General features: G+C 47.7%; 25 protein-coding genes. 4 read left to right on the forward strand and 21 right to left on the reverse strand.

Annotated features, from left to right (window positions below):
- Positions 1 to 177: 177 nt before the first annotated feature.
- The 3 genes from pflA to adhE form a co-directional block, all read right to left on the reverse strand.
- Positions 178 to 918, reverse strand: a complete 741-nt coding sequence (gene pflA / locus BN1360_RS21280) for a pyruvate formate-lyase-activating protein (RefSeq protein WP_068781876.1) — start codon at positions 916 to 918, stop codon at positions 178 to 180.
- Positions 919 to 991: 73 nt separating this feature from the next.
- A complete protein-coding gene (pflB, locus tag BN1360_RS21285) occupies positions 992 to 3,262 on the reverse strand; it encodes a formate C-acetyltransferase (protein ID WP_068781877.1) in 2,271 nt (756 codons plus the stop codon).
- A 245-nt stretch (positions 3,263 to 3,507) separates the two neighbouring features.
- Complete coding sequence (gene adhE / locus BN1360_RS21290; protein WP_068781878.1) at positions 3,508 to 6,126, reverse strand: bifunctional acetaldehyde-CoA/alcohol dehydrogenase; 2,619 nt, start codon at positions 6,124 to 6,126, stop codon at positions 3,508 to 3,510.
- Positions 6,127 to 6,585: 459 nt separating this feature from the next.
- Between adhE and BN1360_RS21295 the strand changes: the two genes are divergently transcribed.
- Positions 6,586 to 7,302 carry a Crp/Fnr family transcriptional regulator gene (locus BN1360_RS21295; RefSeq protein ID WP_068781879.1) on the forward strand — a complete coding sequence of 239 codons (717 nt, stop codon included), beginning with the start codon at positions 6,586 to 6,588 and terminating at the stop codon, positions 7,300 to 7,302.
- A 120-nt stretch (positions 7,303 to 7,422) separates the two neighbouring features.
- Here the strand turns inward: BN1360_RS21295 and hemH are convergent, their stop codons facing one another.
- From hemH to BN1360_RS21325, 6 genes are all read right to left on the reverse strand, one after another.
- Entirely contained in the window at positions 7,423 to 8,433 is a 1,011-nt protein-coding gene (gene hemH, locus BN1360_RS21300) for a ferrochelatase (RefSeq protein WP_068781880.1), read from the reverse strand.
- A gap of 146 nt (positions 8,434 to 8,579) precedes the next feature.
- Positions 8,580 to 9,146 (reverse strand): NAD(P)/FAD-dependent oxidoreductase, encoded by a 567-nt coding sequence (locus BN1360_RS21305; RefSeq protein WP_068781881.1) that lies wholly within the window; start codon positions 9,144 to 9,146, stop codon positions 8,580 to 8,582.
- 197 nt (positions 9,147 to 9,343) lie between these two features.
- Positions 9,344 to 9,670 carry a winged helix-turn-helix transcriptional regulator gene (locus tag BN1360_RS21310; protein WP_068781882.1) on the reverse strand — a complete coding sequence of 109 codons (327 nt, stop codon included), beginning with the start codon at positions 9,668 to 9,670 and terminating at the stop codon, positions 9,344 to 9,346.
- Between the two features lie 280 nt (positions 9,671 to 9,950).
- Positions 9,951 to 10,919, reverse strand: a complete 969-nt coding sequence (locus BN1360_RS21315) for a sugar phosphate isomerase/epimerase family protein (RefSeq protein WP_068781883.1) — start codon at positions 10,917 to 10,919, stop codon at positions 9,951 to 9,953.
- Positions 10,920 to 10,980: 61 nt separating this feature from the next.
- The gene (locus BN1360_RS21320; protein WP_068781884.1) at positions 10,981 to 12,063 is read right to left on the reverse strand and encodes a Gfo/Idh/MocA family protein; all 1,083 of its coding nucleotides are present in this window, start codon (positions 12,061 to 12,063) and stop codon (positions 10,981 to 10,983) included.
- A complete protein-coding gene (locus tag BN1360_RS21325) occupies positions 12,056 to 12,826 on the reverse strand; it encodes a sugar phosphate isomerase/epimerase family protein (RefSeq protein WP_068781885.1) in 771 nt (256 codons plus the stop codon). The genes BN1360_RS21320 and BN1360_RS21325 overlap by 8 nt, the downstream gene beginning before the upstream one ends.
- Before the next feature lie 329 nt (positions 12,827 to 13,155).
- Here BN1360_RS21325 and BN1360_RS21330 point away from each other — a divergent pair, with 329 nt between their 5' ends.
- Positions 13,156 to 13,986 (forward strand): AraC family transcriptional regulator, encoded by an 831-nt coding sequence (locus tag BN1360_RS21330; RefSeq protein WP_068781902.1) that lies wholly within the window; start codon positions 13,156 to 13,158, stop codon positions 13,984 to 13,986.
- 100 nt (positions 13,987 to 14,086) lie between these two features.
- Here BN1360_RS21330 and BN1360_RS21335 read toward each other — a convergent pair whose 3' ends face one another.
- Entirely contained in the window at positions 14,087 to 14,890 is an 804-nt protein-coding gene (locus tag BN1360_RS21335; RefSeq protein WP_068781886.1) for a TerC family protein, read from the reverse strand.
- Between the two features lie 640 nt (positions 14,891 to 15,530).
- Between BN1360_RS21335 and msrB the strand changes: the two genes are divergently transcribed.
- A complete protein-coding gene (msrB, locus tag BN1360_RS21340; RefSeq protein WP_068781887.1) occupies positions 15,531 to 16,514 on the forward strand; it encodes a peptide-methionine (R)-S-oxide reductase MsrB in 984 nt (327 codons plus the stop codon).
- 185 nt (positions 16,515 to 16,699) lie between these two features.
- Entirely contained in the window at positions 16,700 to 17,908 is a 1,209-nt protein-coding gene (gene hmpA / locus BN1360_RS21345; protein ID WP_068781888.1) for an NO-inducible flavohemoprotein, read from the forward strand.
- 106 nt (positions 17,909 to 18,014) lie between these two features.
- On the opposite strand, the gene BN1360_RS21350 is transcribed toward hmpA, so the two are convergent.
- The 11 genes from BN1360_RS21350 to BN1360_RS21400 form a co-directional block, all read right to left on the reverse strand.
- On the reverse strand, positions 18,015 to 18,518 hold the full coding sequence (locus BN1360_RS21350) for a Crp/Fnr family transcriptional regulator (RefSeq protein WP_068781889.1): 504 nt from the start codon (positions 18,516 to 18,518) through the stop codon (positions 18,015 to 18,017).
- 113 nt (positions 18,519 to 18,631) lie between these two features.
- Positions 18,632 to 19,291 (reverse strand): YitT family protein, encoded by a 660-nt coding sequence (locus BN1360_RS21355; RefSeq protein ID WP_068781890.1) that lies wholly within the window; start codon positions 19,289 to 19,291, stop codon positions 18,632 to 18,634.
- Between the two features lie 394 nt (positions 19,292 to 19,685).
- Positions 19,686 to 20,186, reverse strand: coding sequence for a Crp/Fnr family transcriptional regulator (locus BN1360_RS21360; RefSeq protein ID WP_068781891.1), 501 nt, complete (start codon positions 20,184 to 20,186; stop codon positions 19,686 to 19,688).
- A gap of 104 nt (positions 20,187 to 20,290) precedes the next feature.
- The gene (locus tag BN1360_RS21365; RefSeq protein ID WP_068781892.1) at positions 20,291 to 20,644 is read right to left on the reverse strand and encodes a YolD-like family protein; all 354 of its coding nucleotides are present in this window, start codon (positions 20,642 to 20,644) and stop codon (positions 20,291 to 20,293) included.
- A complete protein-coding gene (locus BN1360_RS21370; RefSeq protein WP_068781893.1) occupies positions 20,641 to 21,879 on the reverse strand; it encodes a DNA polymerase IV in 1,239 nt (412 codons plus the stop codon). The genes BN1360_RS21365 and BN1360_RS21370 overlap by 4 nt, the downstream gene beginning before the upstream one ends.
- On the reverse strand, positions 21,876 to 22,286 hold the full coding sequence (locus BN1360_RS21375) for a YhjD family protein (RefSeq protein WP_068781894.1): 411 nt from the start codon (positions 22,284 to 22,286) through the stop codon (positions 21,876 to 21,878). The genes BN1360_RS21370 and BN1360_RS21375 overlap by 4 nt, the downstream gene beginning before the upstream one ends.
- 208 nt (positions 22,287 to 22,494) lie before the next feature.
- Positions 22,495 to 23,241 carry a type I methionyl aminopeptidase gene (gene map / locus BN1360_RS21380; protein ID WP_068781895.1) on the reverse strand — a complete coding sequence of 249 codons (747 nt, stop codon included), beginning with the start codon at positions 23,239 to 23,241 and terminating at the stop codon, positions 22,495 to 22,497.
- Positions 23,242 to 23,368: 127 nt separating this feature from the next.
- Positions 23,369 to 24,049, reverse strand: a complete 681-nt coding sequence (locus BN1360_RS21385) for a TetR/AcrR family transcriptional regulator (protein ID WP_068781896.1) — start codon at positions 24,047 to 24,049, stop codon at positions 23,369 to 23,371.
- Positions 24,050 to 24,218: 169 nt separating this feature from the next.
- Positions 24,219 to 24,923, reverse strand: coding sequence for a transglutaminase-like domain-containing protein (locus BN1360_RS21390; protein WP_068781897.1), 705 nt, complete (start codon positions 24,921 to 24,923; stop codon positions 24,219 to 24,221).
- A gap of 45 nt (positions 24,924 to 24,968) precedes the next feature.
- The gene (locus BN1360_RS21395; protein WP_068781898.1) at positions 24,969 to 25,781 is read right to left on the reverse strand and encodes an AraC family transcriptional regulator; all 813 of its coding nucleotides are present in this window, start codon (positions 25,779 to 25,781) and stop codon (positions 24,969 to 24,971) included.
- A 142-nt stretch (positions 25,782 to 25,923) separates the two neighbouring features.
- Complete coding sequence (locus BN1360_RS21400) at positions 25,924 to 26,211, reverse strand: stage VI sporulation protein F (protein ID WP_068781899.1); 288 nt, start codon at positions 26,209 to 26,211, stop codon at positions 25,924 to 25,926.
- Between the last annotated feature and the right edge of the window lie 444 nt (positions 26,212 to 26,655).

Raw genomic sequence — 26,655 nt, forward strand, 5'->3', positions numbered from 1 at the left:
TACATCTTCATTATAGAAAGCGATTCCATTCTTGATAAGGAGGACATTTTTCTATAATGGGGATAATATTATCTAGTTATAAAATAAGAAAAACGGTTAAATCTGACAAGTGACGTCAAATTCAACCGTTTGTGTGGGTTAGTAATATGGATTAAGTCATGTTAACTGACATAATGATTACTTCGCTGTAACTACCTGCTGCCGCCCCTCTTCGATCAGGCGATTCGCCCGTTCGATCTCCTCCGCTGTTGGAGAAGGAACGCCCTCCAGAGGGTAATCCCAACCAAGCTCCTGCCACTTATAAATCCCCATTGTATGGTAAGGAAGTATTTCAAACTTCTCTACACCATGGAGGCCGCCGATAAACTGGCCAAGATGAATCAAATCCTGTTCATCGTCGTGGATTCCCGGTACAAATACGTGACGAATCCACATTTTACGGTTATGCTCTGACAACCAGCGCGCCATTTTCAACATGCGATCATTGGGTTTGCCAGTCAATTTGATATGCTTCTCATTGTCGATGTGCTTCAAATCAAGCATGACCAAATCCGTCACATCCAGTAAATCGCGGATCTTATCGCCTTCATTATATCCGTTCGTATCCAGGCAAGTATGCAGGTTCCAGCGCTTCTTCACCTCTCGGAACAATTCAGTGACAAATGGCGCCTGTAGCGTCGCCTCTCCTCCGGATACGGTTAATCCGCCGCCTGACGAACGATAGTAGTTCAAATATGGCTCAATTTCAGCCAGAACCTCTTCCACTGTCATTTCCTTGCCTTCCGTCAGGCTCCAGGTATCGGGGTTATGGCAATATTGGCATTGCAGCAGGCAGCCCTGCATGAAGAGTACGAAGCGTATACCCGGTCCATCTACCGTTCCGAATGTTTCTAATGAATGAATACGACCTTTAAGCATATTGTTCGCCACCCTTTCTCATTGAGGCTGCCTGATGTATAGCCACAATCTCTAAGACTGTTCAGATCCGTTATTACATCGAACCGTGGAAGGTACGGTTAATAACGTCAAGTTGTTGTTCGCGAGTCAGCTTGATGAAGTTAACAGCATAACCCGAAACGCGAATGGTCAATTGAGGATAATTCTCTGGATGTTCCATAGCGTCGATCAATTGCTCGCGGTCGAATACGTTAACGTTCAAGTGGTGAGCATCGCTGCCGAAATATCCATCCATCATCGATACGAGGTTGGATTTACGGATCTCAGGTTCTTTACCAAGCGCCTTAGGAACAATCGAGAAGGTATTCGAGATCCCATCCAAGCTGTGTTCGTAAGGAAGCTTAGCTACCGAGCTCAAGGAAGCAAGGGCGCCCTTCTTGTCGCGGCCATGCATTGGGTTTGCACCTGGTGCGAATGGTTCGCCAGCTTTACGTCCGTCTGGAGTGCTGCCTGTTTTCTTACCATATACGACGTTCGAAGTAATCGTCAAGATCGATTGTGTTGGCAACGAGTTACGGTAAGTTTTGTGCTTGCGGATCATGCCCATGAAGGACTCAACGAGCTTAACTGCAATATCATCCACTTTATTATCGTTGTTACCGTAGCAAGGATATTCGCCTTCGATTTCGAAGTCAACAGCGATGCCATTTTCGTTGCGAATCGGTTTAACCTTAGCGTATTTAATAGCGCTCAGGGAGTCAGTAGCTACCGACAAACCTGCGATACCGCAAGCCATCGTACGCAGAATGTCACGGTCATGCAATGCCATTTCAATGCGTTCGTAGCAGTATTTATCATGCATATAGTGAATAACATTCAAGGAGTTAACGTATGTCTTAGCCAGCCATTCCATCATTGGAATGTAGCGTTTCATAACTTCATCATAGTCCAGATATTCCGAAGTAATCGCTGGATATTCAGGACCTACTTGAGCGCCGGATTTTTCGTCTTTACCACCGTTGATTGCATACAGCAATACTTTAGCCAAGTTAGCGCGAGCGCCGAAGAACTGCATTTGTTTACCGATTCTCATAGCGGATACACAGCAAGCAATACCGTAGTCATCGCCATAGATCGGACGCATCAAATCGTCATTTTCGTATTGAATCGAACTTGTCTCGATCGATACATTGGCCGCAAATTTCTTGAACGCTTCAGGCAATTTCTCGGACCAAAGGACAGTCAGGTTAGGTTCTGGAGCAGGTCCCAGGTTATAAAGTGTATGCAGGAAACGGAAGCTGTTCTTGGTTACCAGTGTTCTGCCGTCTTCAGACATACCGCCAATCGATTCAGTTACCCAAGTTGGGTCACCGCTGAACAGATCGTTGTATTCCGGAGTACGCAAGAACTTAACAATACGCAATTTCATAATGAAATGGTCAACTAATTCTTGAGCTGCTTCTTCAGTCAGCGTGCCTTCAGCCAAATCACGTTCAATATAAGCATCAAGGAACGAGGATACGCGGCCAAGCGACATTGCTGCACCGTCTTGTTCCTTAACAGCAGCGAGGTAACCGAAGTATACCCATTGAATCGCTTCTTTAGCATTTTCAGCCGGTCTGGAAATGTCGAAGCCGTACATTTGACCCAGTTCTTTCAATTCTTCCAAAGCACGAATTTGCTCGGAGAGCTCTTCACGAAGACGGATGACATCTTCATCGATCACATCAACTTCAAGGCTGAGCTTTTCTTGTTTCTTTTGCTTGATCAGGAAATTAATACCATAGAGTGCTACACGACGATAGTCGCCGATAATCCGGCCACGGCCGTAAGCATCTGGAAGACCTGTGATGATCCCCGCTTTGCGGCATGCTCTCATCTCAGTTGTATAAGCATCGAAAACACCTTGGTTATGTGTTTTGCGAATCTTTGTAAACAGTTCTACAATTTCACCCGGCAGATCAAATCCGTATGCTTGACAGGAGTTGAGAACCATGTTAATCCCGCCGAACGGATGAATTGTGCGTTTGAATGGCTCGTCTGCCTGCAAGCCAACGATTTGTTCCTTATCTTTATCCAAATAGCCAGCAGCATGTGAAGTAATGGCGGAAGGTGTGTTAACATCTACATCAAGTACGCCGCCTGCTTCGCGTTCTTTCTTGGTCAGATCAGAAATGATCTCCCAGAGCGCCTTGGTGTTAGCGGTAGCTCCTTGAAGGAAGGATTCATTTCCTTCATAGGAAGTAACGTTGTCTTGAATAAAATTGCGAACATTAACTTCTCTCATCCACTTGCCTGCTTTGAAGCCTCTCCATGCGGATTGAACTTCTTGATTACCTTTTACTTCTCTCTCAGTCACCGACATCTTTATTCCCTCCATATATATAGTTTGGAGCACGCGGTTGAAGGATATACTCGCGCCTCGTGATCCCTAAAATTTGTGATAATTTTCACATTTCATTCACTAATGAACCTATGAAAATCAATCACCTACTACTCAAATATGCGGGATCGTTTATGTCATAATCATACATCAATCCCGTATAAATGATTGTGACAAATATCACAATCAAAGTGATATTTGTCACGATTTTCCTTGCATTTGTTCAATTATTCGTCAAATCTTCCGTAGAAGGCATCGCGGTATACTTCCGCCAGTTCGGTAACCAATGGGAGCTTAGGATTTGCTGTTGTACATTGGTCTTCGAAGGCCCGGTCAGCCAAGTAATCTACCTTCGACTCGAAATCCTTCGGATCAAATCCGAGCTCCTGGAAGCTCTCAGGAATGCCAAGCTTTCTGTTCAAATCACGGATCGCATTGATCAAGCTCTTGATGCCTTCTTCTGTCGTGCGAGCCGGCAAGCCAAGAATGCGGGCGATTTCTGCATAACGCTCATCAGCCACGAAATGTCTGTATTTAGGCCAAGCTGCGAATTTGGTCGGTTTCTTGGCATTGTAGCGAATAACATGCGGCATCAGGATCGCATTCGTACGGCCATGCGCTGTATGATATTGTCCGCCCCATTTATGCGCCAAGCTATGGTTAATACCCAGGAACGCGTTGGCGAAAGCCATACCTGCCAATGTCGAAGCATTGTGCATCTTCTCGCGGGCCAGCTTGTCGCCGGTAAGCGCCGATTTCTCGAGGTACTGGAACACCAGTTGAATCGCTTTGATGGCCAGACCATCCGTGTAATCATTAGCCATTACCGAGACATAAGCTTCGATCGCGTGAGTCAATACGTCCATACCGGTATCTGCAACAGCGGTTTTTGGCAGTGTATATACGAACTCAGGATCGATAATAGCTACATCAGGAGTCAATTCATAGTCAGCCAAAGGATATTTCGTATTGCCGTTGATTTTATCAGTAATAACTGCGAACGATGTTACTTCCGAGCCGGTACCCGAAGTCGTTGGAATAGCCACGAATTTCGCTTTTTGACCAAGACGAGGGTATTTGTAAATCCGCTTGCGGATATCCATGAATTTTTGCTTCAGGTTGTGGAAGCTGGTGTCCGGATATTCGTAGAACAACCACATGCCTTTTGCAGCGTCCATCGGCGAACCGCCGCCTAGTGCGATAATGCAGTCCGGCTGGAATTTGCTCATCAGCTCAGTTCCGCGTTCCACCGTCGTTGTCGATGGATCCGGCTCTACATCGGCGAAGACCTCAATCGCAACCGGCGTTTGGCGTTGGCGGAGATAATGCTCCACTCTTTCTACATATCCCAGTTTAACCATCATTGGGTCTGTCACGATCAACACGCGGCTGATGTCAGGCATTTTGGCCAGGTATTGAGTGGCTCCCTTTTCAAAATAAATCTTGTTTGGTACTTTGAACCATTGCATATTCACGGTACGATGATTCACCCTTTTCACGTTGATCAGATTGACGGCTGTTACGTTCGACGATGTCGAGTTGCGTCCATACGAGCCGCAGCCCAGTGTCAACGATGGCAGGTTCGTATTATAGATATCGCCGATACCGCCTTGCGAAGATGGCTGGTTAACCAAGATCCGGCAGGTAGGCATACGGTCAGAGAACTTCTTAATCACTTCATCATCGTTCGAATGGATAACCGAGGAGTGCCCCATTCCGCCGAACGATACGACTTCAAGCGCGAGGTTGATGCCTTGTTCTGCATTTTTCACCTTGTAGCAGGCCAATACTGGGCTAAGCTTCTCAGCGGACAATGGGAATTTAGGGCCTACACCATCGATTTCTGCTACAAGAATTTTAGTTCCTGCCGGTACATCGATCCCGCACATTTCAGCAATTTTTACAGCAGATTGACCAACAATCGCCGGATTCACAGCACATTTATCCGCAATAATCGCTCCCTTGGTCAATTTACCTGCTTCTTCTTTATTTACAAAATAGCATCCGTTAGCTATCATTTTCTTCTTTACTTGATCGAAGATCGGTTCTTCGATAATAACCGCTTGTTCAGAAGCACAAATCATGCCGTTGTCGAATGTCTTGGATAGGATGAGGTCATTGACGGCTTGATCGATGTCCGCGCTTTTCTCGATGAAGCATGGAACGTTACCAGGCCCTACGCCTAAAGCCGGTTTGCCGCAGCTGTATGCCGCCTTAACCATTGCGGAACCACCGGTGGCCAGGATGCAGGCAATGTCGTTATGATTCATCAGTGCATTCGTACGGTCCATGGATGGATTCTCGATCCATTGAATGCAATCGGCAGGTGCGCCATGTTTAACCGCTGCATCAAGCAGGATTTGGGCTGCTTCAGCACTGCAGCGTTGAGCGGATGGATGGAATCCGAAAATAATCGGGTTACGAGTCTTGATCGCGATAAGGGCTTTGAAGATTGTCGTCGATGTCGGGTTGGTTACCGGTGTGATCCCCATGATGATACCAACCGGCTCGGCGATTTTCTGGAAGCTGTCAAATTCATTGTCTTCAATAACACCAACCGTCTTATCATACTTGATGCTGTGGTAGATGTATTCGGTAGCGAACATGTTCTTAATGATCTTGTCCTCGTACACGCCGCGGCCCGTTTCTTCTACGGCCATCTTTGCCAAGTACATATGTTTGTCTAGACCAGCAAGCGCCATTGCCTGTACGATGGAATCAATTTGTTCCTGATCCATACTCATGAAAGCTTCTTGTGCTTTGTTTGCTTTGTCAATCAACGTTTGAACATACTCTTGCGCAGTTGGCTGTTGGACCTTGGTCGCAACTTCATTTTTAACGGCCATCTCTCTCATCCTCCTAAAGTTAATGGATGCACCTGTCTTTTAAACTTCGTGAAATGTTTCACTTGTAGGTCCATCCCTCGGAAGCTTTGTGCTTCTCTTTATGATTTGATCATAGCATATCGATTTTCGTTTGTATAGTGAATTTTTTCACATAGTTTAAAATAGTTGAAAACTTTCATCTTTCGGTGTATATTTTCAACATGTTCTTACATATATTATGCTCCATTTGGCCCGGGATCCAAACTTTAAGCAATTTAACAAACTAAGTTTCACGTTTAGTAAACCTGTTTGCAGTTGGATAACGCTTCCGAAGTGAAATTAGTCACAATGTTAAAAATTAGACACTTTTTGACGTATTAGAGGCAACCCAAAATCAAATAATCGTTATATAATTAATTTAAAATAATTTAAAATTTTCAGAAAATTTAGGACAAATTCGTATAAAAGGGGAAATCGATGATGAGTGAAAGCGTAAATACCACCATGCCCCGCGGCAATACAAGTTGTTTCTCCGAGCAAAACTTCAATAGGCTTCTTGTTACGATGAAGGATAAATCTTATCCCGAGGGGACGCATCTTTTCTGGGAAGGCGATCTTTCCGATAAGCTATTCTACATTAAGCGCGGGCGAGTAAAATTAACCAAATCCACCGATGAAGGCAAAGAACTCATTCTATATATGTACGGTCGCGGCGATCTGGTCGGACAGGCCGATCCTTTCTTTAGTATGAAGCACAGCTTTACCGCTGAAGTGATTGAAGACAGCGAGGTTGGTGTCATCGAGCAGAAGGACCTGGAGATCATGATCTGTCAGCATTGCGATTTTTCAATCGATTTCATGAAGTGGATGGGAATCCATCACCGGCTGACCCAGACTAAATTCCGCGACTTGATGATGTACGGCAAACCTGGTGCGCTCACTTCTACTTTGATCCGTCTTAGCAATACTTACGGTGAGCCTTATGGAGACTCCATTCTGATTAACAAGAAAATCACGCATACCGACTTGTCCAACATGATCGGTGCTACGCGTGAGAGCGTCAACCGTATGCTCAGCGATCTGCGCAAGAAAGATGCGCTTGAATATGTGAATGGCATGATCGTCATTAAAGATCTTGTTATGCTGCAGGACATGTGCCACTGTGAGCTCTGTCCAAATGAAATCTGCCGGATCTGACGATCGGTCCGGCACCATCCCCTTAACCTTCATCTTCTCCAAAAGGAAGATGAAGGTTTTTTTGTATCGATCCATCCTATTGGTTGCGTAAGCCGAATTACACCTGCTCACTTCATTCGTTCAGTCTGTCCAGCCCATAGCATTCTTCTCCACCTGCAAGGATAGAAAATTCAACCACTGCACATGATCATTCAGGCAAGAGGCCGCGAGGTAATGCCCAGCTTCTCCACCTCCGGCAGCAAATTGCTCTCTTCCTTCGATCGCCAGCTCATGCAGCGTCTCCAAGCAATCCGTAACAAGTCCGGGCGAGAAGATCAGCGGCCTCTTGATCCCCCTTCCTGCCAATTGTCCAAGCACTTCACTCGTTGCCGGTCCTACCCACTCCTCCGGTCCAAAGCGCGATTGGAAGGTCACCTCATAACGATCCGGGGCCCAGCCCATCGCGTTAGCAAGCAGCCTGGCCGTCTCCATACATTGCTCTGGATAGGGATCGCCTGTAGCGACATATCGCTTCGGTATTCCATGGAAGCTAAGTACATAATAATCCGGGGCATCAGCCATCTCCTCCAAATAACGGGACAGATGTGACTGCATTGCCGATATGTAGCCAGGTTCGCTATAATATGCGTCCACGAAGCGCAGGGCTGGCACAAAACGTTTGGACACCGAACCGTTAGCACTTCTCCTTCCAAGTGCCGCGAAGCAGGCTTGATCATATACTGAAGCGCTCGTGGTCGATGAATACTGCGGGAATAAAGGAACAATAATAATGCGTGTGATGCCCGCTGATTCCAAGCTAGCCATCGCCTGTTCCATGCTTGGTTCACTATAGGCCAAAGCCAGTTCAACCTGGTACTCGGCTCCAAGTCGGGATTGCAAGCCAGCTTGCTGAGCCAGCGAATGGATTAGCAGCGGCGAGCCTTCCTCCTGCCAGATTTCACGGTACAGCTTAGCAGATTTCCGCGGTCTCGCACGCAAAATAATTCCCCTTAGCAGCGGTTGCCATAGCCATGGAGAGTAATCGATCACCCGCCGATCCGACAGAAAACGGCGCAGATAAGGACGTACGAATTTGGATGTCGGCTCCAGAGGGGTACCGATTTGTGATAATACAACTCCGATAGGAGACATTTCTCAGCGCTCCCTTCTATATCTTAATGCGACCCTAACGTAGCATATACTTCCACTCAGCACAGTACCTGAGATCACAATTCGATCCTTCAATAGACAAAAAGAAAGGCCCTTCAAAATAATGAAGGCCTCTCCTATAATTTAAGTTATTTTAAAATGTCATGGTCAACATAACGTTCACCGTTCAATTCACTAATAATTTCAATTGCGACCTTGGCTCCATCGCCAGCGGTAATAATCGTATGAACGCTAACACCAGCTACTGTACCTGCCGCCCAAATCCGCGGCTTGCTGGTACGTCCGTTAGCGTCCGTGTCAATGACGGTCTTGATACGTGGCTCTCTTCCATCCTTCAGTGTAATACCGATCGACTTCGCTAAATCCGTAAGCGCACCCGTGGCCAAAATAACATGAGAAGCTTCATAGCTGCGTCCCGATTCCGTCTTTACGGTTATTTTCGTTTCACCATTTGTGTCTACGGCTATTACTTTCTCTTCGATGAACTTAGCGCCGAATTTCTCAGCTTGTTCACGGCCTGTCTGCAGTAAATCCGGTCCGGACGTCTCTTTGACACCGTAATGATTCTCAATCCAGGCTCTCTTCGTCATGCTTCCATTGCTGTCCAGTACAAGTGTCTCCTTACCTGCCTTTGCCAGAAACAAAGCTGCACTTGCCCCTGCAGGTCCTGCTCCGATTACTATTACCTCAGCCAAAATTACACCTACTCTCTATAATATTAGGGGTAGCTCAAAAAGTCTGCTTCTGATCACAAAGTGAATCAGACAGCGGCTCAGCATCCGCGTTTTGAAACAACGCACATCGGAAGCCTCAGCTTCGGTGCCAAACCGACCTTTCTGAACTAAAATGTTCGTGCCGCCCCCGTCACAGGTAGCGGCACGGCTTAGCCACGTTACTCAATCCACTCTTCCGCCCAGCATTGGACCTGGTCCATAACGGGACGCAGGGCGCGCCCTTTATCCGTCAATTCGTATTCAATCCGAACCGGTGTTTCCGGATACACATGCCGCACAAGTATACCCTCATTCTCAAGATCCTTCATACGTTCGGACAGCATTTTATCACTCATCGACGGGATGCCATTTGAAATATCTTTGAATCTCCTGGGTCCGTCCATTAAAGTTCGAATAATTAATCCGTTCCAGCGTTTCCCCAGCAAAGAGAAAGCCAACTCAAAGCGCGGACACAACTGACATATGGATGTACCGTTATCATCCATTACATTTCACCTCTTACCTATTTAGAAACAATTACTTCATGAGAAACATTGTCGTTAAAAACTTACAATAAGTTAGTTTGTTTCAGTTTAGCATATTTTTAAATAAATTAACACCGAGATTATACTTTCCTTAACATTTTCACATACTCGGTACTCTTAACATAGGCCTTAAATTAGTATACTATACAAAAAGTTTAGCAATTAAAGGAAACAAAAATAACGGCTGCCGTTTGGGGAGCCGTTATTTTTAAATCTATTTATAACCCGAGGTATTTATGATTTATACCCACCACATTTCAGCGGCAGAGTCCTCCATAATTACTTGCTGTAGATTGCGAACAGCCTTCGTGAAGCCTTCATCAATTGACATCAATCCATCCTCATGCTCGATGCTTACCGCATAATCATAACCATGCAGACGAAGCGCGCTGATAATATCCGCCCAGGTCTTCATATCATGGCCATATCCAACGGTGCGGAATTGCCATGCACGATCCTGCATTAAGGTATAGGATTGCATGTCGGTGATCCCGTGCATATTGACATTAATCGGATCAATTGTTGTATCCTTCGCATGGAAGTGGTGAATTGCGCCTGCCTTACCCAGGATGGCTACTGCCTGAACCGGGTCAATGCCTTGCCACCACATATGGCTAGGGTCCAGGTTAGCGCCGATCACTTCACCAACCGCTTCGCGAAGACGAAGCAAGGTGCCCGGCGTATGCACGGAGAAGCCGCCATGGAGCTCAAGACCGATCTTGACATGATGCTTCTCAGCGTAAGCCCCCCATTCCTTCCAATAAGGAATGACCTTGTTCTCCCATTGCCATGCCAGCACTTCCTGGTAATCGTTTGGCCAAGGAGCAACTGGCCAGTTCGGATATTTCGCATCCTCATGATCACCCGGGCAGCCTGAGAAGGTGTTCACAACAGGCACTTCAAGCAATTCAGCCAGCTGAACCGTCTTGACGAAATCATCATGATCCTGCTGTGCAAGTGCCTTCTGCGGATGAAGCGGGTTACCGTGACAGCTCAAAGCACTGATCATCAGGCCACGGGATTCCACCGCTTTCTTGAATTGCTCGCGAGCCGCTTTATTCTCAAGTAGAAGGTCTGGGTTGCAATGAGCCTTCCCGGGATTCCCACCTGTACCGATCTCTACTGCCTTCAAGCCACGGGATGCAGCCATATCCAACGCTTCTTCGAACGAACGATCTCCAAACAGAACCATAAAGACGCCTAATTTCATTGTATTTCCTCCTACCTTTATTTCTTGTTTATCATATGTTTAGTTCATAGTGTTTAAGCCATTAGTCAAAATATACTGCCTTGCCTGTCTTCGCCGATTCATAAATCGCCTCAAGAATTTCAGTAACTACGAGAGCTTGCTCCGGTTTTACGACCGGCTCTTTGTCTTCAATAACCGCTTCGATCCAGGTTCTCGCTTCACGGACAGCTTCATTCTCCACTTTGCCGTCATAAAACGCTACACCGCCGGCGCCAAGGTCGATCTTTGTGTCATACAAGCGGCTGTTCTTCTCGCCGTTAATGCGCAGACCATTCGTCATATCCGCTCCGCCTTCAGTGCCGCACAGCATCGTTCTTGCTTCGCCGATATCCACCATATTGATCGCCCAGCTTGATTCAAGAATAATGGTCGCACCATTCTTCATCGTAATGAATCCGAATGCAGAATCTTCCACCTTGAACTCTTCCGGATTCCATGGACCAAATGCATTTGCCGCATTCTCACGATCCCCTAACTTATGGAACACTTGTCCGGTTACACTCTTCGGCTCGTAGTTGTCCATCAACCACAGCGTCAAGTCCAATGCGTGAGTACCGATATCGATGAGCGGGCCCCCGCCCTGCTTCTCTTCATCAAGGAATACTCCCCAAGTAGGAACCGCACGACGGCGAAGCGCCAGCGCCTTACCCAGATAAATATCACCCAGTTCCCCTTCTTCGCACAACTGCTTCAAATACATGCTGTCATTGCGGAAGCGGTTCTGATATGCAATGCTCAATTTCTTGCCCGTACGCTTCGCCGCGTCCAGCATTTGACGAGCTTGCTCCGCCGTCTTGGCCATCGGCTTCTCGCACATAACATGGCGTCCGGATTCCAGGGAAGCCACCGTGATCTCAGCGTGAGAATCGTTAGGCGTACATACATGAATCACCTCAACATCCGTCTCTGCCAGCAGTTTGCGAAAATCTGTAAATACTTTGGCGCCTTCTACGCCATATTCAGCAGCCGCCTTGGTCGCGCGTTCTTCGATAATATCGCAAAAAGCGACCAATTCAACTTGTTCTACCTGCGAAAGACTTGGCAAATGCTTGCCGTTTGCGATCCCGCCACACCCGATTACAGCTACTTTTATTGTTTTAGACATTTAGTTTTCCTCCTTCTTGTGCATAAGCGCGTATAAATTCCATACTGGTCTCGATGCTCTTCAATGAATCATTAGCACAATAATCCTGTTCTACAACCAGCCATTCAGCACCTGCCTGGATCGCAGCGTCAGCAATATCCCGAACATTCACTTCGCCCTGGCCCAGTTCAACCGTCTCCGGCGATCCGTCCGCCTTCTGAACGAGATCCTTCCAGTGAAGCAGAGGCATGCGACCGCTGTATTTAGCGATATATTCAAGCGGATCAAATCCCGCGAAGTACACCCAACATGAATCCAGCTCAACCTTGAGCAATTCTTCGGATACTTCAAAGAATATCGCATCAAGTACCGGCTTGTCCTCGAGCTTCTGTGTCAGCTCGAAATCATGGTTATGGTAGAACAGCACCATTCCCTCTTCTGCGCAGCGCTGGCCAATCACTTTCAAATCCTCTATCACTTCGTCCCAGCGCCCGCGGTCCTCTTCTGCCAAATAAGGCATAGCCAAGTAACGGTTGCCGATAGCTTTGTTATAAGCGATCTCCTCATCCAGCGCATGGAGCAAGCGCTCATATGGTGTATGCGCACCTAAAGCAACAAGCCCTGTCTCATCAAGCAATGCCTTCACCTGCTCTGGCGTACGGCCATAGAAACCAGCGAATTCCACTCCCTGGTATCCAAGCTCGGCCACCTTTCGCAGCGTACCTTCAAAATCACGTTCCAAATAATCACGTACCGTATAAAGCTGTAATCCTACCTTCACCATATGATTCACCTCATTACGAATGATTGTAGACGAACACCGAAAATGTGTACTTTATAACTCACAACATCTTCATGTGCGCCGAATTCATAGGTCTTACTTAGCTAGTGCCTATCTTTGGCATTCAGCCAACGACACCACTCCTGAAAAGGATTTTTTATATTAGCACTACAAATCCAATGGTATTTCAAATCGCTTTCATTTAAAATGAATAATATGATTCAAACATGAACAATCTGGTCATTATTTTATTATTATTTAAAGGAGAATCAGCGATGGATTGCCGTAACCTTCAACTGTTAACTGCCCATGGTTCCCCTCGGCAAACCCGCATGGCAGCGCCGACAGAACGCTTGGACTTGCAAATATTAACCGCTAACTACTCTTCTCACCGCAAGCCTTTTCATATGGTGAATCCTGAAGGATTGCATAGTTATCTTATTCGCCTGCAGTCCTTCGGGCGCTGCCGAGCCCGTTTGGACGGGAAGCTAGAGCTGCTGGAACCGGGCGACCTGCTGCTGTTCAAGCCTGGCGAGCCCTACGAGCTTCGAATTGAAGCGGAACAGAACCAGCTCGGTGAGAAAATGGTCTCCAGCGCCGATTACCATATATTTTTATTCGGAGGCTGGGTCGATGAATGGTGGGAGAAATACGACCGACCGCAGAAAATCAAGGTTCCTTTATCCGAGGGGATAATTGGCGCCTTCCGGCAAATTATGCTCGAACAGCGGCGGATTTCCAATCCTACACCTGAAATAGCCGAGTATTACTTAAGAATCCTGTGCCTGGATATCGATCGGAATTTCCTGCAGCAGCCGCTGCCCACTTATCCGTCGTACCTCGCCCACCGCATCAAGAACTATATTGAAGAGAATGCCGCCTCTCCTTTTAAGCTGGAGGATGCCGCGGCCCATGTTGGAATTAGCGTCTCACGAGCCGTCCACCTGTTCAAAGAGACCTTTGGTACAAGCATCATTCAGTATGCGCTGGAAGTACGATTAAATATGGCGCGGGAGCGGATTACCTTCAGCCCTTTGTCGCTGGAGCATGTCGCTGAAAGCTCCGGGTTTCCGAACTATAACTATTTTCATAAAGTATTCCGCAAGAAATTCGGAATGTCTCCCAAGCAATACCGGCAAACCACGCGCAGCCATGGGATATAACTGCTGATTTGAATTCGAATACCGGTTGTTACAAAAAACGCTGCCAGAAGCCATAGATGGTTTCAGCAGCGTTTTTTTATTATGTGAAAATTTGCCTGAATTATCCGTTTGCCTTGCTAGGCTTGTTCTCTACGATCTTCTTGCCCGACAGGAACCAGCCGCCGACAGCGATCAGGATTAGAACGATATAGAATGAGATCTTCCAGGCTGTACTCTCGGCAAAAGTTTCAGGTATGATGTGAAGCGACGGATGCGCCAAGGTGTGTACAGCCAGCTTAATCCCCACCCAGCCTACGATAAGGAACGCCGCGATCTCCAGGCCCGGACGGGAATGAAGCAGCTTCACGAAGAAGTTGGCTGCGAAGCGCATGATGATCAGACCGATAAATCCACCAAGCAAAATGACGATAAATTTGCCGCCATCCATGCCGCCGATATTCGGCAGACCGCTAGGTGGCAAGGCAACAGCTAGAGCAACAGCGGCCAGGATCGAGTCGACCGCAAACGCGATATCCGCCAGTTCCACCTTCAGCACCGTCCCCCAAAAGCCGGAAGTTTTCTTCTTTTTCTCCGGGATGTTCTCATGATCCTGTCCGCCCTCATTTTCAGCTCGATGGACGACCAGCTTGCGAACGATATGATTGATTGCCATATACAACAGATAGATTGCCCCGATCGCTTGAAGCTGCCATACGTCAACCAGGTACGAGATAATAAATAACGAGGCAAAACGGAATACAAACGCACCTGCCAAGCCGTAGAACAGCGCCTTCTTCCGTACATCCTCCTCCAGATGTTTCACCATAATGGCCAGAACCAGCGCATTATCCGCCGCTAGCAATCCCTCCAGCACTACCAGAACAATGAGCACCCAGCCATACTCCATCAGCAAGCCAATATCCATCTTTTTTCCCCCAATTAGTCAATATAATGTTGTTATTGTGGCTCAAAGCTAATAAAAAAAGACCTTTACCGATTGCGGTAAAGGTCTTTATGATTAAACCTCTACCCTGCAATGGTAAAGGTCTCGCTAACAACTTGAAGTTGCCAATAAAGCCGGAGACGTTAATCCCGTAATGACGACTTTACTGAAACAGCTACTCCCCTTTAATCATTTAACACTCATATATGAATTCGTATACTATACCTCATAATATTATAAGATATAAATTTACCTGTCAATATATAACTTCGTGAACAAGCCTACTCCAATTATAAAGTAAGGGCTACGGCTGACCTTCGGATCGGTGGGGAATGCTAACGGAAATGAGAGCCGTTATATCGCTAAAATTGAGAGCTTCCAAATTCTAAAGGAAATGAGATGCGTTATTCGGGGCAAATTCGGCCTATGGCGCTCTCTTTTAGGCAGATAAGGTCCCCCAGTTCCGTTAGAATTCCTGATGGTCTTATTCCGGTTAAATAGCGGCGGTGATTTCCGTTAGCTAGGCTATTTGCCGGAATTATTTCGAATTTTACTTAAAAACAGGTATAATAAGTATCGACACATCCCAAAATCTTACTACTATCGAAACGGAGGGAAAAACATGAACCAAGCACCATTGCCTAATCTGGAATTGGCTACTTTTGCCGGCGGCTGCTTCTGGTGTATGGTGTCCCCATTTGAAGAGCTTCCGGGCATACACGGGATCATCTCGGGCTATACCGGTGGCCATAAAGAGAATCCAACGTATGAGGAGGTTTGTGCCGGGGGTACAGGTCATTATGAAGCTGTGCAGATTACGTTTGATCCGGCCGTTTTTCCGTACCGGAAGCTGCTGACCCTGTTCTGGCAGCAAATTGATCCGACCGATGCAGGCGGACAATTCCATGACCGCGGGGAGTCCTACTATACAGCTATTTTCTATCATAATGAGCGCCAGCGTGAAGAAGCGGAAGCCTCGAAGCTCGAACTGGAGCAGAGCGGACGCTTCGATAAGCCGATCGTAACGCCGATTTTGCCGGCCTCCGTCTTTTATCCGGCTGAAGATTACCACCAGGATTACCACAAGAAGAATCCGCTGCACTACAAGCGTTACCGAATCGGCTCCGGCCGGGAGGATTTCATTGAACAACATTGGTCCGGCCCTGCCGACCCAGACAAAATAAAGCAGGTTCTGACGCCGATTCAATATGAAGTGACGCAGAACAGCGCCACCGAAAGACCATTTACCGGCGAGTATTGGGATCATACCGAAGATGGCATTTATGTGGATATCGTATCCGGCGAGCCTCTGTTCAGTTCACTGGATAAATATGACGCAGGATGTGGCTGGCCAAGCTTCACTCGTCCACTGCAGTCCTACAATATCAAGGAGAAGGTGGACAAGAGTCATTTCATGGTCCGTACAGAAGTCAGAAGCCGTCAGGGCGACTCTCATCTGGGACATGTATTTGATGACGGCCCCGGCCCGTCCGGACTCCGCTACTGCATCAACTCCGCCGCGCTCCGCTTCATTCCGAAGGATAAGCTGGAGAGCGGAGGTTATGGAGAGTACCTGCCATTGTTCGAGCAGCAGAGCCAAAAGTAACCTATCGTTCAAAAACAGCGGAAGCCTTAAAGCTCACGCTGTTTTTTTGTGTGACAAATCTAATTGCACAATTTTTAAATTCACGTTTTGTAAATAATTGAAGTGACACCAATCACAATTATCGCTATTTCTATGTGCCTATACTTATTACTGTAAGATTTATCACATAGAAAGAAGGTGCCCCTATGCTTGATGCAAAGACCATTGAAATTATTAAATCGACGGTTCCTGTACTAGAGGTTCATGGGCAAACAATTACTAAACAATTTTATGAGACGATGTTTAAAAATCACCCTGAATTGCTTAATGTATTTAACCACGCCAATCAGCGTCAAGGCAAGCAGCCAACAGCTCTAGCCAACGCTGTCTATGCTGCTGCCGCACATATCGATCGTCTGGAAGAAATCCTGCCTGTTGTCAAAGGAATTGCCCAAAAGCACCGGGCGCTGGGTATTTTGCCGGAGCAATATCCGATCGTTGGCGAGAATCTGCTCGCCGCTATCAAAATGGTGCTTGGTGATGCTGCAACCGATGAGATCATCGAGGCCTGGGGCCAAGCCTATGGTGTCATCGCCGATGTATTCATCAGCGTCGAAGCTGAGATGTACCAGGCAGCTGAACAGCAGCCCGGCGGCTGGCGCGGATTCCGCCGCTTCGTCGTTGATCGCAAGGTTAAAGAGAGCGATGTGATCACCTCTTTTTACTTGAAGCCGGAAGACGGCAAGGAAATCGCCAATTATGTGCCCGGACAATACATCACAGTTAGGGTTAAACCGGAAGGTCAAGCCTTCACCCATCTTCGCCACTACAGTCTGTCCACCTCACCTGGTCACGCTTATTACCGCATCTCCGTGAAACGCGAAGAGGCCATAGCCGATAAGCCAGCCGGTATCGTATCCACTTATTTGCATGATGCTGTGCAGGAAAGAGACATTCTGGAGCTTAGCGCGCCGGCCGGAGAATTTACATTGGAATTGGAACCTTCCAGCCAGCATCCAGTTGTACTAATCAGCGGTGGTGTAGGTTTGACTCCGATGGTTAGTATGCTCGAGACCTTGCTGGAGCAGAACCCGGCCCACGATGTCGTCTATATTCACGCGGCTCGCAACGGCAGCCAGCATGCGATGAGAGCGCATATTCACCAATTGACCGAGGCGCATCCGTCCCTGCGCTCTTACGTTGTTTATGAAGCTCCGGCTGCTGGTGAAAGCTGTGACAAAAACGGCTATATCGATCTTCCTTGGCTGCAGACCGTTGCTGATTCCAACGCTGATTTCTATTTCTGCGGTCCTACTCCGTTCATGCAGGCCGTTAACCGCGCTCTTAAGCAATGGGGAGTTCCCGCTGAAAGAATTCACTTCGAGTTCTTCGGACCAGCGGATAGTCTGGATTAATTGCCCAGCCGATAACGATCCTATATATACAGAACCCCCGCGGCTCCAACGTGCTTTGCATCGCCAGATTACGCGGGGGTTCTTATTTTGTGATGGGAGATTTCGCTTATTTATTCATTTCCCGCAGCAAGCGATTCACCGTCTCACGTCTGATCCCGATCAATTGACCAATCTCCTCTTGCGTCAAATAATCGGTTAACGGAATACCGTTCGCATGCTGGCTCAGCCATTTATTCAATAGTTCCAACCGCTCCGCAGGCGTACCTACCGTCAAATGATCCAAACGTTCCTGCATAAACCTGATCTTCTCCTGCAGCAGCTTGGCGATCTCAAGCGCCTTATGCGGATCCTCCTCAAGCTCCCGGTACCATTTCTCCGCAGGAATAACCTCGACTTCACTTCGCACCAGGGCTATCGCCGTTCCATGCGTCTCCTTTGGGGAGATTAAGGAATGATGCGGAACCATCTCACCGGGGTAAAGAATATTAAATAACACCATATTTCCATTTTCATGCAGTCGAGTCACTTTGAACAGCCCGCTCTTAATGTGGTACAGGTTTACGCCTTCATCCCCTTGATGAAACAGCACCTCACCTTTATGTAAAATCATATTAATCTCTCCATTCCCGCAAAAAAGCTATATCCATATTATAGCAGAATTTCAAAGCCTATGCCCGTTCGCAATCATCCGAAAAAAAGAAAACGACGTTGAAGCCCGGAGGCTTACGCCGTTTTCTGTTTCATGCCGTAAGAAACTTTGCGCGATGGCACTTCTTTACGACCATACTGTACAGTCCAGGTAATCATTTTACCGGCAATCAGTACCGCCATAATCGTGAACATCGTCTCTTTAAATGGCAAATAGAACAAGGATAACATCAATACGACCGCATCCATCAGGATGAACATCGTACCAATCTTGATGCCTGACCATCCACTTAACATCAATGCTAAAATATCGTCTCCGCCTGACGCTCCGCCGGCACGTAGAACAAGTCCAGCACCAAGTCCTGTCAACAGACCCGACACCAACGCCGCTAGCGGCAAATTGTTCGTTAGATCTATAGACAACGGTGAAAATTGCTCGAACAGTTCATAGAATGCCGAGAACAGCACCGAGGCGAACAGTGTATTTGCAATAAATTTCCAGCCTTTAAAAAATACAGCCACCATCATTACGAGAGCATCGAGCGCAAGCAACGATAACGCCGGAGGCAGATTCAATGAATACTTGCCTAACAGCGCCAGGCCAACAAAGCCGCCCTCTGACAGACCATTCTGAAAATTAATATGATAATACGCAAACGCCAATAAAAAAGTACCAAACATCAAAACTAATAACTGCTTACCGTCATACTGCCATCTTGCTGCTTTCTTCCTCATAAAGAATCCCTCTTATCGCAGATTGGTTGACCTCACGCCAACACCCTGCGAAGAAGATCCTTGAGGACTTCATACTTCGCATCATCACTCGCTTCTTTCGTAAGGGTATTGTCGCAAACCGACGTTCCACGTAAGAAGCTAAGTGTAAGAGAGATCACAACGTTTCCAAATCGTCCTTTGGGGATTCGTCCTTAAGGGACACATGGTATCCTGATCCTTTCTGTTTTTGATTCTATATTATTATACCACAATTCAGTTCATGACAAAAACGTCGCGCTTCTACCGCTAAGCAGGAAATACCAGCATTATGGCTCATATTAAACGCCGCATATCATACGGATCTTGTCATTCTTCCATTCTCAGCGATATAATGCTGAATCCGCCAGCGTAAATCCTAACCCAATGTTTTGAGCAGGCGATTCACCGTCTCGCGCCTCACACCGATCAATTGCCCAATTTCCTCCTGAGTCAGGTAATCGGTAAGATGCGTGCCCGGGACATGCTGGCTTAGCCAGTTCCCCAATAGCTCCAGCCGTTCGGCCGGAGTGCCAATTGACAGGTGATCCAACCGCTCCTGCATAAATCTTAGCTTTTCCTGCAGCTGCATGGCCACTTCCATCGCCTTGTCCGGATCATTCTTCATATCCTGGTACCATTGCTTTGCCGGAATAACCTCTACCTCACTTTGGACCAGCGCAATCGCTGTTCCCAGCACTTCCTTGGGTGAGACCAGAGAATGATGCGGAACAATCTCATCGGGATATAAAATATTAAACAATACCACATTTCCATTCTCATGCAGTCGTATTACTTTGAATAAGCCACTCTTAATGCGATACAAGTTCTCACATTCATCTCCCTGGTGAAATAAAGCATCACCTTTGTGCAAGATCATCAATTAATCTCCCCATTCAATCCAAAATGCTGTAACCCATATTATAGCATAATATGCGTTTGGCACCATGGGGCGGCCTTACCATACTTCATATCCGATTCGTCTTAATCGTCGGTGTATCCCGCCGTGAACTCGGCGCTGACAATATCACGCCATAACACCCATTCCATCCCGGCGTCTGTCCGTAGACACACCCGTCGCTCGCCAGGGTCCAGGCGAACAACGATTCCATTAAGATGATGCTCCTCATATTCACCAAATAAGCGAAGCGCCACCTCTCTTCCCTCCTGCTGCGATTCCATTACAATTCGCGAGACCCTTTCCAGCTCCTGTTCATCCAGCTGAACCCGCGTTCTCTTCTGCAGATAACGATTGCTGTTCAGGATCGCTTCCTTATGCTCCGGCAGCATCATCCGTGAGGATTCCCACAGCCCGTTCCCTTGCAATTTACCTGTCATCGATAATGTCCTCCAATCTTGCCGGCCCGATCTCTAGCCTGGCCTGATGCCGTTAGCGATACCGCCCGGAGGATAGCGGAGTCTCCATATCTCCGCTTAATCTCATCCGTTGCTCTCTCGAGTGCCTGATACTTGGGCCGCTCGTCAAACAAGGTCAATTGATAGGCGTCATCCGCCACTAATCCCGACAGGGTAACCCCTACCTTGCGTACAGGAAGATCGTCCCAATGCTTGCGGAACAGCACCATCACCGCCTCGTAGACCTGGTTAGTCACATTCGTCGGATCGGACAGCTTCAATTGCCTCGAAAATCCGGTTGGTCGGTCGAAATCCGCTCCTCGGCAGCTGATGCTAACCACACTGCCCATGAACCCTTTGTCCCGGCAACGCCGGCAGACGAGCTCGGTCAGCTCCAACAATGGAATGGCAATCGTCTCCAAGGAATAGTAATCCCGCGGCAGCGTCATCTCATGGCCAATAGATTTGACGCCTTGATGGCTATTCGGGTTGACGGGGGAAGGATCGATGCCGTTAGCCAGACGCCACAGCACCTCCCCATTCACTCCGAAGCGGGCTTTCATCCGCTGCATCGGCGCGTTGGCTAAATGACCGATGGTTGGCAGGCCCATATTCAGAAGATGCCGTTCCATCCGCGAACCAACCATCAGCAATTTCCGGATCGGCAGCGGCCAGAGCACCTCCTGAAGCTTATTCCGGGGAAGCAGATAGATGCCATCCGCATTCTTCTTGGCGAAGTTGTCGCAGGCCATCTTGCTCACCGCCTTGTTATAGCTGACTCCAAAACGGCAGTATACTCCTGTATTACGCAAAATCTCAGCCTGAACCATACGGGCCAGAGTATCCGGGTCCCCGAATAAGGATAAGCTCCCGGTTATATCCAGATGCTGTTCATCAATACTGTAAGGCTCCACCAGATCGGTAAATTGTCTCATAATCTCTGTTATCTGCAGCGATACATGAATGTATTTCTCCATTCTTGGTCTCATCACCACGAGCTCAGGACACTTCGCCAGCGCTGTTCCCACATTCTCAGCGGTCGTCACCCCGTACCGTTTGGCGATCGGACAAGCCGCCAGCACAATGCCGGAACGGCGTTCAGGATCACCTGCCACGATCAACGGGCGGTCCTGATATTGCGGATGATCTGCCTTCTCCACACTGGCGTAGAACGACTGGCAGTCCCCCATCATAACGACGCGTTCCTTCTGCTTCATGAGCCATCCCCTTCTTTTGCATCATTGACTTCCGGGAAGCCGACCGAAGAGACGCTCAGATAACTGCGAATCCTCTGCAGGATTTCCGCTTTGACAAGCCCCCACAGCATAGAAAACTCATAATGGTACCCTCGGCATAAATAGCTTGCCTCAACGCCAAGCACCGTCCGGCGCTCTTTATAGATCTTCATTCCATGCTGCCGCAGACCTTGTCTGGCCTGGGACAGCTCCTCCATTGCTGCCTTTTGCAGCGAATCAATTAGATCATCATATATCTCCGGCAGCTTCAACTCTGCCCGAACTACCGCTGCGCGATCCCGTTCCAGTACATCCAGAATCATCGGCAGCAGAACCGATTCTTTCACGAACCTCGCCTCTTCCGGCGTTTGCCAAGGAATTGGACTCATCTCAGCCCACTTCGCACACTGTAAATCATAAACTCACCTTCTACAAGAACGTTTGTTCCTATTATATTCATGATACGAACAAATATTCCCCCTGGCAACAGGTTATTCCTGGTATTCAGGCAAATGAAAAACCGGTCAGGCCCTTAGGCTAACCGGTTTCTGTATGAACCCACTATTTAGAATGGCGATCTTGTTCATTAATGTGCAGTTAATGTGCGGTCAGAACAAGCGGACCGTCCTCAGTGAGTGCCAGCGTATGCTCGAATTGGGCGGAGAGCTTGCCGTCAGCCGTTCTGGCTGTCCATCCATCCTCGTCGATCGTAATTCGAAACGTACCTTGATTAATCATCGGCTCGATTGTAAATACCATGCCCTCTCTTAGACGCGGGCCTTTCCCGGCCACGCCGATATGCTCAAAGTTCGGATCCTCATGCAGGCTGCGCCCGACCCCATGCGCCAACAAATCGCGTACAACCGAGAAGCCGTTCGATTCGGCATGCTGTTGAATCGCCGATGTTATATCGCCGAGACGGTTTCCAGGCAGTGCCTTGCTTATCCCGATATCGAGGCACTCCTTTGTGACCTGTATCAAACGTTCCGCCTCAGGGCTAATCTGACCGATAGCATAAGTCCAGCAAGAATCGCCAAACCAGCCGTCATATTCAGCAACGATATCAAGCTTGAGCAAATCCCCTTCTTCTAGTGGCTTTTTGCCGGGAAAGCCATGCGCCACAACATCATTGACCGATGCACAGGTTTCCGCGGGAAAGCCGTTATATCCTTTTGTGAACTGCTTGGCACCAAGCTTAATAATATGTCTGGCCACAAAATCATTGATCTCCTGCGTCGTTATCCCTGGCTTAATGATCTTCGCAACCTCGCGATGGCAATCAGCCACAATTTGGCCCGCCGTTTTCATCTCTTCAATCTCTCTTGCTGACTTTAAAATAATCATCTTTCTTTTCCACTCCTTCGTTTTCGGACAGCGGTTTGCCCTTTAGACTTCCTGCGGCGGATGGTCCCATCCACGGATAGACGCGAAACCAAGCTTCTATCTTACCCGCCCGCCAAACCGATGATCATCAGGCCAGTCCGGCACATAGAAAGCTGGAAATCCCCTCCGCTTCGGCGGACAACGTCCCACGTCGAAGCGGCAGCATAGTGCAGCCGGTCAGCGCCGATAATAGCATCCGCGTCCTGGCCTCTGCACCCAGGTCAGATATAACCGGGGCAGCCCTTGATTCGCCCAGTTCAACCAGATGCGACAGAGGGATCACAATGCGTTCCCGGTAAGCCTTGATTAGCGGCAAAGCCTGTTCCTCGGGAAGCTGACGGTAATCCTCATTTCCAAGCTGGAACACCAAATACGCGGTATGATCCTCTGCCCACGTCTTCAAAAGATCTGCAACCAAGGCCGGCCAGAGCTTATGTTCTATTTCTTGGGTCCTAGCCATGGTCATGACTCCCGATATTTCCACGCCAAATGGAAGTCTGCCACGGAAATTGGTCTGCGATTCATGAATTAATCGATCGACAGTTGCCGCACTCCGCTCCAAAGCTTGCCACAGCAAATCATGCAATAAATCTAATTTATTCTTATAGTAGTGGTACACTGTTCCATAACCTAGGCCGGCCAAGCGGGCAACATCACGAATTTCCAACAGCATGCCCTTATCCAAATAAACATCAGCCGCCGCCTGAATGATTTCGGCGATTCGCCGATTTCGAATTTCTTCATTTTGCGCTTTTGTACGGGGAGTCATGTCATGTCTGCCTCCTTTTTTGACCTACTATCATGTCAATATAAAAATACAGCAAATGCTGTAAAAAAACAAGATGGATATGTAAAATTATAGCATTGAAATCTCCAAACTAGAGCAAGCCGCCACCAAAAAATGAGATCGGCCTGGCAAACCCAGGCTAACCTCATTTTTATTTCATACTGCCCTTGCGAATCGCATCCGTCTGTCGGTTAATCCGTTTGCGCAGCAGATTTAGCAACCACTTTTTCACAGGGGCTTTGACATTGTTATACTTGGCGAAAAATTCATCAGGCTGGTCGAAATACCCTAAATCTTCAGTAATCGAAAAGCTCTGAATATAGGTGCTCTCACCACGCCAGCATAGATTGATGCCCGCTTTATTTTTAACAGCAACTCCGTAGCCAATATACCCGCCGTTATAGCTGCAGAGTCTATCCTGCACCTGCTTGAGATACGGATCATCGATGATGACCCCCTCCAAAGCTACCCATTTCCCTTCAAACCATACTTCGGTCCACGCATGAACGATATTTGCAGGCGCAAAGGTATAAAGGATGCCGGTCAGCGCGCCTTTTTGCATTTTTTTATCGATATAAAAGCCATGAATTCGGCACGGAATCCTGACACCCCGCAGCAGCGCCATTAATAGGATGCTCTTGGTATTGCATTGCCCGTATCCGTCAGCAAGCACCTCCGAAGCGGGAATATCGTCGCCGCGATTGTAGCCGAATTGGATCTGATTTCTTACATAATCGTAAATTTGACGGATTTGTTCGTATTCAGTAAGCTCATTCCATCCCTTCCCCGCTATAAGCTGCCTAATCGATGGATGAGTATAGTCTACTAAAGCTGTAGCTTGCAAGTACGCTTCCATGATCATCCCCCTCTTTTGCTTATAAGTATAAAGGGGTAAAGATCATTACACTTTCAAAAATCTGCTATTCTGCACGATGGAGCGAGCGGTCATACCCAGCTTATCCCTAACCGTCTTAGAGAAATGGGAGGAACTGCTGAAGCCGGCCTCTACCGCAGCCTCCGTCATCGAGACCCCGCTGAAAATCGCCTGGAATGCAGTTCTTAATTTATGGTGTACAATATAGCTTGCCAGTGATATACCTGCCTTTTGTTTGAAAATATGAGATAATCGGCTCTCCGAAATATACATATGCTGGCTGAGCGCTCTCACCGTCAGGTCATGGGAAGCAAGCATCTCGATAGCGAGCAATACGTCGCTAATGCGGTCATCCGGGTCTAACGCCAGCTTATGATCCTGTTCCTGCAGCCGTAAAATTTGCATAAACCGCCTCATGCTCTGGTCGTAATCATCCTGACTAGTTATCGAATACAATTGCTTGATAGCAAGCTGCCGCAGTGGGTCAGCCTGATCTTGTCCCAATACACAGACCTTTGAATTCGCCAAATAAGCCCGTTTCACTAACTCTCCCAAGGTCGATTCAGGATGGATCAGCATGTACCATTGCCACTGTTGATGCCCCTGCAATTGATGTATAACGCTGGATTGAAGAAGAAGGCCCGGCGCTTGCAATAATTGTCCTTCGACCGTAATGGATACAGGCTGTTCAAGTCCTACCGTAAACTGTATGTAATGATGGCTGTGATCGTCGGCATCTACCTTGTTGGTGAGAAAAGAGATATGATCCTGGCTAAAATACAATATAAGCTCATAGGGGAAACCAAACCTCTGCAATTTCAGCTTCTCCTTCCCATCCATAACGATAAAGTAATAGATAAACCTTCATTGGTTCGAATTATACCGAGCGGCATCTTTGAAGTAAAGCAAGTAACCTACCTACCTCATAACAAAAAAAGTGAGGGCCCTTTAGAAAAAGAACCCCCACTTCTTGGTTTTTCCGCTATCTGAACATTCCCCACAGCTTAATCAGGTGAAATGTATTGCGCGGATCGATTTTTTGAGCAACTACAAATGAGACAATCTGCTCTTCCTGCACACTCGTCAACCGCTCATTCAGGATCCCTGCCGCTGATTTGACAAGCCGACGTACCTTCACACGGTCCTGCAAATCGGATTTTGTTAAACCGTCCACCAAATTTTTGATTCGATCCTTCGTGGCCGGATTCTTCATTTTAAGCTTTATCCGCTCTACTAACTGCGGACTAATGCCAAACTGTTGGTAACTCAAATGTTCATTGCACCTCCCTCATAACACCTACTTTCTAGATATATGACGAGAGGCCTGTACATAGTGTCTTAAAAATGAAATTAGGGACGCGGGGATCGGATGTTCATAAAGCGCCTGGCCCCCGGAACAGCAAGGAAAGGACCCGTTGGAAAGCAGCCGACGATGTTCAGTAGAGGCAAGCTGTCCCTTGAAAGGCCGCCAAGACTATGCTTAGAGGAAAAGGACCCTACTCTATGAAAGAAAGGCTGCCACGAGATTTCCGCAGCAAGCATCGAATCAGGTTTCCTTTAAAACGAGTCCGCTCTCTAGATTCATCAGTCGATCACTTCGCCCTGCAGCACCTGTTCGCGCTGCAGGTAGCCGCGCAGCGGCTCGAACTCGGGCGACGTCCAGAAGGACGCGTCCGCCACCAGCCGGGCGGCGTCATCGCGCGCCGCCTCGAGC

The sequence above is a fragment of the Paenibacillus sp. GM2 genome (assembly GCF_900069005.2).
GTDB lineage: Bacteria > Bacillota > Bacilli > Paenibacillales > Paenibacillaceae > Fontibacillus.